This window comes from Pauljensenia sp. 27098_8_83 (assembly GCF_041432695.1).
Lineage (GTDB): Bacteria > Actinomycetota > Actinomycetes > Actinomycetales > Actinomycetaceae > Pauljensenia.
In genome coordinates, this window is the sequence record NZ_JAPWAD010000001.1 from 192,827 (window position 1) to 204,437 (window position 11,611).

At 64.3% G+C, this 11,611-nt stretch carries 11 protein-coding genes; 2 read left to right on the forward strand and 9 right to left on the reverse strand.

What is annotated here, in order from left to right; all coding sequences use genetic code 11:
• The 9 genes from dnaJ to O3656_RS00920 form a co-directional block, all read right to left on the reverse strand.
• Positions 1 to 1,119 (reverse strand): molecular chaperone DnaJ, encoded by a 1,119-nt coding sequence (dnaJ, locus tag O3656_RS00880; RefSeq protein WP_500062181.1) that lies wholly within the window; start codon positions 1,117 to 1,119, stop codon positions 1 to 3.
• A 62-nt stretch (positions 1,120 to 1,181) separates the two neighbouring features.
• Positions 1,182 to 2,225, reverse strand: a complete 1,044-nt coding sequence (gene hrcA, locus O3656_RS00885) for a heat-inducible transcriptional repressor HrcA (RefSeq protein ID WP_500062182.1) — start codon at positions 2,223 to 2,225, stop codon at positions 1,182 to 1,184.
• Between the two features lie 148 nt (positions 2,226 to 2,373).
• Positions 2,374 to 3,276, reverse strand: a complete 903-nt coding sequence (locus tag O3656_RS00890) for a DUF3097 family protein (RefSeq protein WP_500062183.1) — start codon at positions 3,274 to 3,276, stop codon at positions 2,374 to 2,376.
• Positions 3,277 to 3,302: 26 nt separating this feature from the next.
• Positions 3,303 to 4,130, reverse strand: coding sequence for a hypothetical protein (locus O3656_RS00895; protein WP_500062184.1), 828 nt, complete (start codon positions 4,128 to 4,130; stop codon positions 3,303 to 3,305).
• Positions 4,123 to 4,812: a SatD family protein gene (locus O3656_RS00900; RefSeq protein ID WP_500062185.1), complete on the reverse strand. Its 690-nt coding sequence runs from the start codon at positions 4,810 to 4,812 to the stop codon at positions 4,123 to 4,125. Before O3656_RS00900 ends, O3656_RS00895 begins: the two co-directional genes overlap by 8 nt.
• A 299-nt stretch (positions 4,813 to 5,111) precedes the next feature.
• Positions 5,112 to 6,404 carry a radical SAM family heme chaperone HemW gene (hemW, locus tag O3656_RS00905; protein ID WP_500062186.1) on the reverse strand — a complete coding sequence of 431 codons (1,293 nt, stop codon included), beginning with the start codon at positions 6,402 to 6,404 and terminating at the stop codon, positions 5,112 to 5,114.
• A 24-nt stretch (positions 6,405 to 6,428) separates the two neighbouring features.
• Positions 6,429 to 7,226, reverse strand: coding sequence for a tRNA (guanosine(46)-N7)-methyltransferase TrmB (trmB, locus tag O3656_RS00910; RefSeq protein ID WP_500062217.1), 798 nt, complete (start codon positions 7,224 to 7,226; stop codon positions 6,429 to 6,431).
• 11 nt (positions 7,227 to 7,237) lie between these two features.
• Complete coding sequence (lepA, locus tag O3656_RS00915; RefSeq protein WP_500062218.1) at positions 7,238 to 9,094, reverse strand: translation elongation factor 4; 1,857 nt, start codon at positions 9,092 to 9,094, stop codon at positions 7,238 to 7,240.
• Between the two features lie 96 nt (positions 9,095 to 9,190).
• Positions 9,191 to 10,207 carry a hypothetical protein gene (locus tag O3656_RS00920; RefSeq protein ID WP_500062187.1) on the reverse strand — a complete coding sequence of 339 codons (1,017 nt, stop codon included), beginning with the start codon at positions 10,205 to 10,207 and terminating at the stop codon, positions 9,191 to 9,193.
• Positions 10,208 to 10,363: 156 nt separating this feature from the next.
• Between O3656_RS00920 and O3656_RS00925 the strand changes: the two genes are divergently transcribed.
• Positions 10,364 to 10,996 (forward strand): type II toxin-antitoxin system PemK/MazF family toxin, encoded by a 633-nt coding sequence (locus tag O3656_RS00925; RefSeq protein ID WP_500062188.1) that lies wholly within the window; start codon positions 10,364 to 10,366, stop codon positions 10,994 to 10,996.
• A 211-nt stretch (positions 10,997 to 11,207) separates the two neighbouring features.
• Positions 11,208 to 11,474 carry a 30S ribosomal protein S20 gene (gene rpsT / locus O3656_RS00930; protein ID WP_500062189.1) on the forward strand — a complete coding sequence of 89 codons (267 nt, stop codon included), beginning with the start codon at positions 11,208 to 11,210 and terminating at the stop codon, positions 11,472 to 11,474.
• The last annotated feature ends 137 nt before the right edge of the window (positions 11,475 to 11,611 follow it).

Sequence of the window (11,611 nt, forward strand, 5' to 3'; positions counted from 1 at the left end):
TCACCCCATGAAGGTGTCGCGGAGCTTGTCAAAGAACGAGGACTGCTGGCGGTGAGGCTCCACGCGCACCTCGCCGCGCACCTTCGCCAGCTCCTCGAGCAGCTCGCGAGACTTGTCGTCGAGCTTCTTGGGGATCTGAACGTCCACGTGCACATGCATCGAGCCGCGGCCCGAGCGCTGCAGGTGGCCGACGCCCAGACCCTCCAGGACGATGTCATCGTTGGGCTGGGTGCCGGGGTTGATCGTCACGGTCTTCTTACCGTCGAGAGTATCCAGCTCGAACTCGGTGCCCAGCGCCGCCGTGGTCATCGGGATCGTGATCCACGTGTGCAGGTCGTCGCCTCGGCGATCGAAGACCGGGTGCTTCTTCTCGCGGATCAACAGGTAGAGGTCGCCGTTGGGGCCGCCGCCTTGGCCGACCTCGGCCTCGCCGCTCACGCGGATCTGCGTGCCCTCGCTGGCACCCGCGGGGATGTTGACGTTGAGAGTGCGGCGCGTGCGCACGCGTCCCGCTCCCGAGCACTCGGCGCACGGGGTCTCAATGATGTTGCCGTATCCCTGGCACGTCGGACAGGGAGCCTGCGTCTGCATACGACCGAAGAGCGAGTTCTGGATCTGAGTCACGAAACCCGAGCCGTGGCAGGTCGTGCACTGCGTGGGCGAGGCCCCCGGCTGACACATCGAGCCGTGACAGGCATCGCACAGAACGTAGGTATCGAAGGACACTTCCTTGGCCGCGCCGAAAGCGGCGTCCTCCAGGGTGATGTCAACGACGACCTGGCGATCCTTGCCCCGACGCACGCGCGAGGCCGGACCCGACGCCGACGCGCCAAAGCCGCCGCTAAACATGGCTTCGAAAATGTCGGAAAAACCGCCGAACCCGGCGCCCGCTCCGGCTCCGCCACCGCGCAGCGCATCCGGACCACCAATGTCGTACATCTGGCGCTTCTCGGGGTCCGACAACGTCTCGTACGCGACGGACAGTTCCTTGAAGGCTTCCTCCGAGTCTGCGCCCGCGTAGTCGGGGTGCAGCTTTCGGGCGAGCTTACGGTAGGCCTTCTTAATCTCGTCCTGGTTAGCGTCACGGGCGACGCCGAGGACCTCGTAGTAGTCTCTCACGCTTGCTCTTTCTTCTCGTGGGGTCGTTCGTTCATCGTCATCGTGCTCGGCACGCAGCCGAGTTAGCTGTGGGTTTCCTGGGCAAGGTAGCGCGACAGGTAGGCGGCCACGGCTCGCACCGAGCTCATGGTGTGCGCGTAGTCCATTCTCATGGGACCAACGATGCCCAGGTGAGCACGTCCGCCCTGTTCGTCGGCGCCCGCCCGATAGGTTCCGGTGACGACGGCTGCCTCCGCTAGGCCGTCGTGGGGGTTTTCCGCACCGATACTGACGTGCACGTCATCACCCGGGTCGACCTCGGCAAAGAGCCTCATGAGCACGACCTGTTCTTCGAGCGCGTCCAGGACCGGCGCGATGTCGTGGAAGTCGAGCGCTCCCCGCGCCAGGTTCGCGGCGCCCGCGACGACGATCTTCGACTCGCTTGGACCGCTGAGGACGTCGGTGAGGGCAGCGCCGATCGCGGCGACGGTCCCGACGAGGTCGGGGCGGGCCGAGGCAGCCGCAGCGTCGACGCATGCCTGCACGGTCGCAGACGTGGCACCATCGCAGTGGCACCGCAGGTGCTCGCGGGCCTCGTGTAACTGTCCATCGTCGAGAGGCGCGTTCAGGCTCAAGGTGCGTTCCCCGACCTCGCCGTCGGCGGTAATGACGACGATGAGGACACGACCGGGCGCCAGATCAATGGCCTCAAAGTGTTTGAGGACGCGCGCACGCGCGCCCGGGTACTGAACGAGGGCCACCTGATGCGTGACCTGTGCGAGGAGGCGGACCGAGCGCTCCACGACATCGTCGATGTCGACCGATTCGGATAGGAACGTTTCGAGGGCTTGGCGCTCGGGGCCGCTCATGGGCTTAAGTTCGGCGAGCCGGTCGACGAACACTCGGTATCCCCGGTCGGTCGGCACACGACCGGCGGAGGTGTGAGGCTGGTAGATGAGCCCGGCTTCCTCGAGGACGGCCATGTCGTTGCGGATCGTCGCCGAGGACACGCCCAGGCCCCCGGCGGCGATCGCCTTGGAGCCGACGGGTTCACGGGTGGCCACGTACTGGGTGACGATGGCACGCAGGACGTCAAGGCGGCGGTCCTGTGCACTCGTGCGTGTCATGCCGTCTCCCTCCCTGCTTGGCACTCATGCTTCCTGAGTGCCAATGCTACTCCCGGTCCTTCGCGGGAGGCGAGCGTAGTGTGCAACGACTCGTGCGCCCTGCGCGAACCTCCACAAGGCAGACTCATCGGCGCATCGCAGGGGATCCTCACTGCGCCCAGGGAACCGTCACGAAGTCGATGAGTTCCTCCACCCTGCCCAGCAGCGCGGGCTCGAGGTCACGATAGGTGCGCACGGTCGACAGGATTCGCTTCCACCCCATCGCAATGTCACGCTGGTCGGCGTGCGGCCAGCCGAGGGCGTCAAGCGTCCCATGCTTGATATCGGTACCGCGCGGAATATCCGGCCAACGCTCAAGGCCCACACGGGCCGGCTTGACGGCCTGCCAAATGTCGACGAAAGGATGACCGAGGACGAGAACCGCGCCCGGCCAGCGGGCTGACATGGCCTCGGCAATGCGAGACTCCTTCGACCCGGGAACCATGTGATCGACCAGAACACCCGCGCGCGCCGTATCCGTCGGCCCAAAAATGTCCAGGACCGCCTCGAGATTGTCGACGCCTTCGAGGAGCTGCACAGCGATGCCCGCCTCGGCTAGGTCCTCGCCCCACACGTGCTGCACGAGTTCGGCGTCATGACGACCCTCCACCCAGATGCGCGAGCGCTTGGCAACCTTGGGGCCACTCGACGCGGGCGCGAACGAACCGGAGTTCGTGATGCGACGTCCCGACGCACTGACCTGGGGGCCGGACGAGGCCCGGGCAGGGGCCGGACGCGGCGGCAGCGCCTCAATGGGACGACCCTCCAGCCAAAAACCGGGGCCGAGGGGGAAGGACCGACGTACTCCTCGCCGATCCTCCAGCTCCACGAGGTGAACACCGCCAGACTTTTCCACGCGCGTCACGGCACCGACCCAACCGGAGGCGACATCCTCCAGCACCATGCCGATCTCGACATGGACTGCCTGAGAGCGCGGACGCCTCGCCCCCGGCCCGTCGCGATGCGGGTCATGGGCGAAGATGTTGCGACCGTAGGGATCTGAGCTATTCACCCGGCTTACTCTAGCGGCACAACCGCTCAGTGCAGGCTCACGGCGTGAATGAGCATCGACACGAGGGCGGCCAGAATCCACGAGGACACTGAGCCGATGAGGAATTCCTCAGCCTTCTCCCCGGTCGAATCCTGCGAGATTTCAGGAAAACGGATGACGCCCTTGGCGGCAACGACTGCCGCAATCGCGACCTCCGCGCCCGCACCGGCGAGAACGATGATCAGCAGACGCTCAAGCGGACCGATCCAGCGGCCACCACGCAGTGCCGTCACTTCGCCCTCATCCTCTGTGCGACCGGCGACGATGGGCAACGCACCCGAGATAAGAGGAGGCTCGACGGCGTCCGATTCCTCGTGGGCTTCGTCGCCATCCTCCGACACCGACGCAGGCATCGCCGGCAGGACGGGTGCGTTAATCCACCCGGGGACAGGCTCAGAAGCACGACCGCGCGCACACTGCAGGATCGCGGTAATCAGATGATTGACCGGACCCGTGACGAGGAAGAGAACGGCAATAATGAGGTCGATCGAACGTCCCGAGCGCAGCGACAGCATCGGAAACTCGGTCGGTTCCGCACTCAGGAGCGCGACAAAGCCGATGGAGGCCAACGCCCAACGACCAAGCACCCCGCGCGCAGATGGATCGACGAGATCCCATGCAAACCACACGATCGCGAGCGTCGCGCCGAGCGCATTCGCCAGCGCACTGACGCCGAGGACGAACCACGCGTAGCAGATCACCGCGAGGAGCAGCGTCAGAAAGAGCGACAGGCGCCGCGACCAGCGTCGCGGGTCTGACGTGAGGAGGACGGTCAGCTCCGAGGCAGCGATGCCCAGGAGAAGGACTTCATGCACGTGCGGCCTCCGCAATGATGAGTGACGACTGGATCAACCCCACCCCCGTGCCCCGGGCGAAGTCAGAAATGGCCTGCTGCGAGAGCTTCTCAGCCCGAGCGATCTCCACCTGGGTCTTACCGAGAAGCAGCGCAGCGGTGATGCGGCGATGACGCGCGGAGAGCTTCAAGATCGCATGGTCGCGCAGGCTCAGCAGCGCATTGATGCAGGTCTGGCAATGGCTCGGGAAGGACGACTCGACAGAGGCGTGTGCAATGAACCATGTGCGGATGAACGGATTCGATGAGTCCTGCACGTCATGCGCACGGTTGATCGCAGCGCGGGCCGCCCACCAAGCTGAGCCATCCTGAAGTTGCGCCGACTCCGTACCACGCAACCGCGCCGGAGCCTGACGATGAACACCTGAGGAGAACTCCTCAATTCGTCCCGCACCAATTCCGAAGCGAAGCTGAAGCTGTGGGGGAAGCAGAAGCTGCGCGCGCAACGTCAGGAGAAGAGCATCCTCCAGCGTGTACGCCGCAGCCTGGAATTCGTCACCGACCGTCGGGTAAGGTGCCTGCAGTAGCGCGAGCCCCTCACTCGCATCCCCAAGAGCAGCCTCATAGATTCTCTGAGCCTCTGCACGATTGGTCAGCGTACGAGAGCCCACGATGTCAGCAATGACGGCGTAACGAAGAGTCACAGTACCACACTTTTCCTTGTATACGGCTCTTCACAAGCCCCCTCATGGAGGAACCCTGCAAATTACTCGGCTTCACATGACACATCTAGGCAAACATATTTCAACCATGATGTCAACAGTATTGCGACGTAATGCTAGCTTGTCACATTGCGCATGCGAACCGAGTGTCAAACAGTAAATAACCATCTCCGCATTCACACTTGTACTACGGGAAGTACAAGCTCTATCGCGGCACATGGGGTTGCGCAACAATGTTTACCACCAGACGCATATTCCGCCACATAGGCAGCACACGACCGTTAGTACCCCATAATTTCGCGGGTCACGTAGTCCGCGAGGAGACGACCGCGCAGCGTGAGGACAACGCGCCCGGATAGAGCGCAAGCCCCATCGATCAGCCCATCCGCAATGAGCGTGGCGATACGCCCATCGGAGGAGCCACGCGTTCCATCGGGCAGTGACAGACCCGGCAGCCCCACAATCTCAACGCCTTCGGACGTACGCACGCCCAGCATGACGCGCTCCAGCTCGCGCGCATCCGAGTCGAGAACCTCGCCAGCGTAAGCGGGAGACTGTCCAGCATTCAGACGCCCCGCGTAGGCTCCCGGGTTCTTCACGTTCCACCAGCGCATACGCCCCACATGCGAATGCGCTCCCGGCCCGAAGCCCCACCAATCCCAGTCCCGCCAGTAGGCCAGGTTATGGGAGGAGGCGTGCCCATAGAAGGTCGATGGACGTCCCGAGGCGCGGTCCTCCTCGGTGACGCGCGCAAAGTTCGAAATCTCGTACCACGCGTATCCCGCCTCGCCCAGGAGGGCATCGGCGAGCTCGTACTTGGCAGCCTCGTCATCCGGATCGGGGGTCGGCAGCTCGCCCCTGGCCACCTGCGCCCCCATCTTGGTCCCCTCCTCGACGACGAGGGCATAGGCGCTGATGTGGTCGGTCTCGTATGACAGAGCTGCACGCAGGGACGTCTCCCAATCAGCGAGGCTCTCCCCCGGCGTTCCGTAGATTAGATCCACCGACGTCGACAGGCCAGCCTCCTTCGCCCACTCAACGACGAGGGGCACACGCTCGGGAGTATGCGTGCGATCCAGGGTCGCAAGAATCTCGGGCACGGCAGACTGCATACCGAACGACACTCGCGTAAACCCAGCCTGTGCCAGTCGCGCAAGGCCATCCCGCGTCACCGTATCGGGGTTAGCCTCGAGGGTCACCTCCGCACCCGGTGCAATACCGATGCGTTCACGCAGGCCTACGAGGATCTCGGTCAACTCATCAACATCCAACATCGTCGGAGTACCGCCACCGAAAAACACCGTCCGCGCCTGGCGCGTGGGGAGCCCAGCCTCGGACATGACCCGAGACGCCAGAGCGGCTTCGGCGAGAACAGAGGGCGCGTAGTCCCCCACCTGCGCGCCCGGGCCGAAACCGACCGTGTACGTGTTGAAATCGCAGTATCCGCAGCGCACGCGACAGAAAGGGACGTGCACGTACAGGGAGAGGGGACGACCGCGATCCGCCTCGACGAGGCCGGGGTCAAGTGATCCGTCGGTCGACCAGCGCTCACCCTCGGGCTGGGCGGGGCTCACCGGCGCACTCCGCGTCTCACGACGTCAGCCACGGGGACGACGAATGCCGACGATGTCATGGGCGTGGCGGCCAGCATCGATGCCTCGGGTCTCAAAGTGCGTGACGACGCGTCCTGAGAAACGCGGGGCGAATCCCCCACGCTCAGGCTGCGGATCCTGCGGGTCCGGACGTTCCCCGGCGTGCGGGTTGTCAAAGAATTCGCAGGCTTCGACCACGTCTCGCATCTGCCAGGCGTAGTCGTCCCAGTCGGTGGCCAGACGCCACGCTCCCCCGTCGCGCAGCAGGCGCGCGACCTCGAGAGCAAACGAATCGGACACCAGGCGACGCTTACGGTGCCGGGCCTTGCGCCACGGATCGGGGAAGAACGTCCAGACCTCATCCAGACACGCGTCCCCGAGCATGATCGGAAGCGCCTGGGCTGCGTCGGCCTCGATGACGCGGATGTTGTCCACCCCTGCGTCGACGGCCTTCGAAACGAGCTTCGCGATGCCCGGAACCCACACCTCAAGGGCCAGGAAGTCGCGCTCAGGATGAGCGGCCGCAGCCGCGACGATCTGTTCGCCCGTGCCCGAGCCGATTTCGAGCGTCACGGGAGCGCGGCGTCCGAATAGCTCAGCCAGATCGAGCGTGAAATCCTGCGCGACCGTCGTGTAGCCAACGCCGCGACGCGGCTCAACCACATAGCGGTGCGCGTGCGCCTCCCATGTGCGCGCAAGGTTCGCGGGTAGTTCGCGCGTGCGCCGCGTGAAAGACTTCGTACGGCTCATGAAGACCGTGCCCTCGGGAGCCTCACCCGGACGACGACCCCCGGCCTCGTTCATCCGATCTTCGCTCACTTTTTGCCCGTCGGAACGTCGGAGGTCAGCGCAGCGATGAAGGCTTCCTGCGGCACGTCAACGCGGCCGATGGACTTCATGCGCTTCTTGCCTTCCTTCTGCTTCTCGAGCAGCTTGCGCTTACGGCTAATGTCGCCGCCATAGCACTTGGCGAGCATGTCCTTACGCAGCGCCTTGATCGTCTCTCGGGCGATCACGCGCGCACCCACCGCCGCCTGGACCGGGATCTCGAACTGCTGGCGAGGAATCAGTTCCTTGAGGCGCTTCGTCATGCGCTGACCGTAGTTGTAAGCCGCGTCGCGGTGCACGATCGCACTGAACGCGTCCACACGATCACCGTTGAGCAGGATGTCAACCTTGACGAGGTCGGCACTCTGCTCGCCGCTCTCCTGGTAATCCAGGGAGGCGTAGCCGCGCGTGCGGGACTTGAGCTGATCGAAAAAGTCGAAGACGATCTCGGCCAGGGGCAGCTGGTAGTGCAGCTCCACGCGATCCTCGCTCAGGTAGTCCATGCCCCGCATCGAGCCGCGACGCTCCTGGCACAGCTCCATGATGGTGCCCGTAAACTCGGTGGGCGTCAGAATCGTCGCATTGACGACAGGCTCGCGCACCTCGGAGATCTTGCCTTCGGGGAACTCGCTCGGGTTGTCGACGCGCACCTCGGTGCCGTCCTCAGTAATGACGCGATACACGACGTTTGGGGCCGTCGCGATGAGGTCGAGGTTGAACTCGCGCTCCAGACGCTCGCGGATGATCTCGAGATGGAGTAGTCCCAAGAAGCCACAGCGGAAGCCAAACCCGAGGGCCGCGGAGGACTCCGGCTCAAAGGTCAGCGCTGCGTCGTTGAGCTGAAGGCGCTCGAGGGCGTCGCGCAGGTCCGGGAAGTCAGAGCCGTCGACCGGGTAGATGCCGGAGAACACCATGGGGTTGGGGTCGCGATAGCCCTCGAGTGCCTCGGTCGCGCCTCGTACCTGGCTCGTCACCGTGTCACCGACACGGGACTGGCGCACGTCCTTCACGCCCGTAATCAGGTAACCCACCTCGCCAGCGCCGATGCCCTCTTCGGGCTTCGGCTCCGGCGAAATCACTCCCAACTCGAGGAGCTCGTGGGTGGCACCCGTGGACATCATGCGCACGCGCTGGCGGGTGGAGAGCACGCCGTCAACGACACGCACGTAGGTGACGACGCCGCGGTACGTGTCGTACACGGAATCAAAAATCATCGCGCGCGTGGGCGCCTCGGGGTCGCCCTCGGGGGCAGGGACAGCCTCGACGATGCGGTCGAGCAGCTCCTCGACGCCCTCGCCGGTCTTGCCGGAGACCTTGAGGACCTCGTCCTCGTCGCAGCCGATCAGCTGGGCAACCTCGTGGGCGTACTTCTCGGGCTGAGCACCCGGCAGGTCGATCTTGTTCAGGACCGGGATGATCGCGAGATCATTCTCGAGGGCCAGGTACAGGTTCGCGAGCGTCTGTGCCTCGATGCCCTGCGCCGCATCGATAAGGAGGACCGCACCCTCACACGCCGCGAGAGAACGGGAAACCTCGTACGTGAAGTCCACGTGCCCAGGCGTATCGATCATGTTGAGCGCGTAGGGGGTTCCCTCATACGCCCACGGCATGCGCACGGCCTGGCTCTTGATCGTAATGCCACGCTCGCGCTCAATGTCCATGCGATCGAGGTACTGGTCGCGCATCTCGCGGGCCTCAACGACGCCGGTCAGCTGGAGCATGCGGTCCGCGAGCGTCGACTTCCCATGATCGATATGGGCGATGATGCAGAAGTTACGGATCTGCCCCTGCGGGGTGTGGGCCGGGCGAATCTGCGCCTGCTGCGCGGGCGTGGGGATGGGCACGTGAACCTCCGTGAAGTCGTTAACCTCCTTATCGTCCCATTGTCGCAGGCGTTTGTGCCAGTTCAGGCGCGGGAAGTCGCGCACAGTGACCACGGCTCACAGCCCTGACGCGCCTCCCATCTCCCCCTGAGCAACGATGGAGATCGCCTCCGTGAAATCGCAGTCTTCCCAGTCATCGGGGTGATCGTCGCGGAGTTTGCGCGCAATAACCTCGGCACGTGTCTCGTCCCCGCGCATCGTGGCCAAGGTGAGCAAAATGGTGCGGATACGCGCCGTGAGCGGATCCCGATCCCCCAGATATCGGCGGCAGTCTTCTGCCAGGACCGTCCACAGATCCTCGCCGGCATCCCGATCACCTCCCATCCAGGCATTGCGAGCGATCTCGTTGCGCAGGCGCAACACCCGCCAGTCACTGCGTTCAACCACCGTCAGCAGCGCGTCCATGTTGCGCTCGTAGAGCGCGATCGCCTCGTCGTAGTGTCGATCGGCTGAAAGAACCTCAGCGAGGTTGTCGCGTACCGTCAGCAGCGTCATGTCGGCCTCGTCGCGAGTTTCTTCCATGTCCGCGAGGAGCTCACGATAGACGCGGGCCGCCCTGTTCCACTTGCCCGTGTTCTTCCACGGCATCGCCGAGTTATTGCGAATCGCGAACGCAATCTGAGGGTCGAGGCCTCGGCAGGCCTTCACATCAGCGACGAGCGCCCCGAAGCGGCGGGCCGCCATATCGTTGAACCCCAGAACCGACAGCCAGTAGGCTTCCGAGTTCCTCAGCATGAGGACAAGGGGATGGTCACGCTCCAGAACCCTCGCTCCGAGCCGCGCGGCATCACCCGCCACGCGTCGGCACCGGTCGTAGGATCCCCGCGCGCTATGCCAGTCGACACAGAGTTTGGCCGCTTCGAGACGCAGCTCGATCGCAACCTCCTCGTCCTGGTACACCCCCGTCGCACATTCAAGGGCTCGCTCCAACGCGCCGCCAGCGGCGCTGCTCAATGCATCAGCCAGGCACGCGCGCGCCCGGGCGTCGGGTGAGCCAGGGGTGGAGGAGGCCAGGCCGAAAGCATCGAGGGATACGATCGGACCGTGAATCGTTGCAGTGGACATCGTCGTCACCTTTCATCGTTGAGGGTTCATCTGCGAACACATCCAGAATGAAACAGACAACCGCGCACTGTCACGCAGAGAAACGACCCCTGTGGATAACCTGGCCGCGCGCAGAACCCCTGTGGATAAAATCGGGCGAATCCTCCCCTGCCGTATGCTGGTCCCATGAATTCATTCGTCAGGGGCCTGTTCAACTTCCTCATCAGCGTCATCTCCGGCACCGCCGAGGAATCACAGTCGAACACCACCAAGCCATCGCAGCACCAGTCGAACAACAAGACGACAGCCAAGCCGCGCTCGTCCTCACCATCCAACGCGCACTCCGGCTCCGCCCACCGCTACGAGGACCCGGCGACCTCGAATCGCCCCCAGACGTCCATCCGCGAAGCGAGCATCGCCGACGCGCTCGCCAATGCCTCGTACACGCCCGTCATGGATGGGGACGCCGACCCCGGTGAAGTCGTGTGGACCTGGGTCCCCTATCAGGAGGACGCCTCCGTCGGTAAGGACCGACCAGCCGTCGTCATCGGCGCGCAGGGCGAGGGCGTATATATCCTGCAGCTGACGAGTAAGGACCACACACGCGATGCCGCCCAGGAGGCGGCCGCCGGACGCTACTGGTTCAACATCGGCTCAGGCGAATGGGATTCAAAGGGCCGCCCCTCCGAGGTGCGTCTCGACCGCGCTCTGTGGGTGAAGGCCACCGATGTGCGGCGCGAGGGCTCCATCCTGCCCAAGTCGACCTGGCAGCTCATCGTCGACGCACTCGAGGAGCACTACCGCACGCACGGAGAATAACCCCGCGACACGTGACCGACCTTACGAGGCCGGACAAGCACCAGGAATATGACGAGAAGGCCCCTCCCTGGTATGATCGGTCGTTGGACTCCCGGCCTGGTCGGGCAGGGGGTCTGGTTAGGACCGTTTGCGGGTGTCCCCACGCCTAAGTCCCGGTCTTGACACAGCCCTCACCGACCCTGTCAGACATACATCAAGGAGAAATCCGACTGTGGCAAACATTAAGTCCCAGAAGAAGCGCATCCTCACCAACGAGAAGCGCCGCGTTCGTAACCAGTCCGTGAAGTCCGAGCTGAAGACCCTGGTCCGTCACACGCGCGAGGCCGTTGAGGCCGGCGACAAGGACAAGGCTATCGCCGCTCTGCGCATCGCTTCGCGCAAGCTGGACGTCGCCGTCTCCAAGGGCGTCATCCACAAGAACCAGGCCGCGAATCGCAAGTCCAAGCTTGCTCGTCGCGTCGCCTCGATCGCTGACTGATCAAACGCACGTTTGACATGAAGCGGGTCGCCCACTGGGCGACCCGCTTTCGTATACCCACTCCCCCGTGCTTGTGCGGGGCGAGGCATGCCCCCGATCGTGTCCGCACTCCGGCACGTCACGCGCATAGCTGAGCC

Coding starts and splice junctions, on each gene's coding strand:
- hrcA (WP_500062182.1), bottom strand. CDS start 2,225: ATGACACGCACGAGTGCACAGGACCGCCGCCTTGACGTCCTGCGTGCC.
- trmB (WP_500062217.1), bottom strand. CDS start 7,226: ATGAACGAGGCCGGGGGTCGTCGTCCGGGTGAGGCTCCCGAGGGCACG.
- O3656_RS00925 (WP_500062188.1), top strand. CDS start 10,364: ATGAATTCATTCGTCAGGGGCCTGTTCAACTTCCTCATCAGCGTCATC.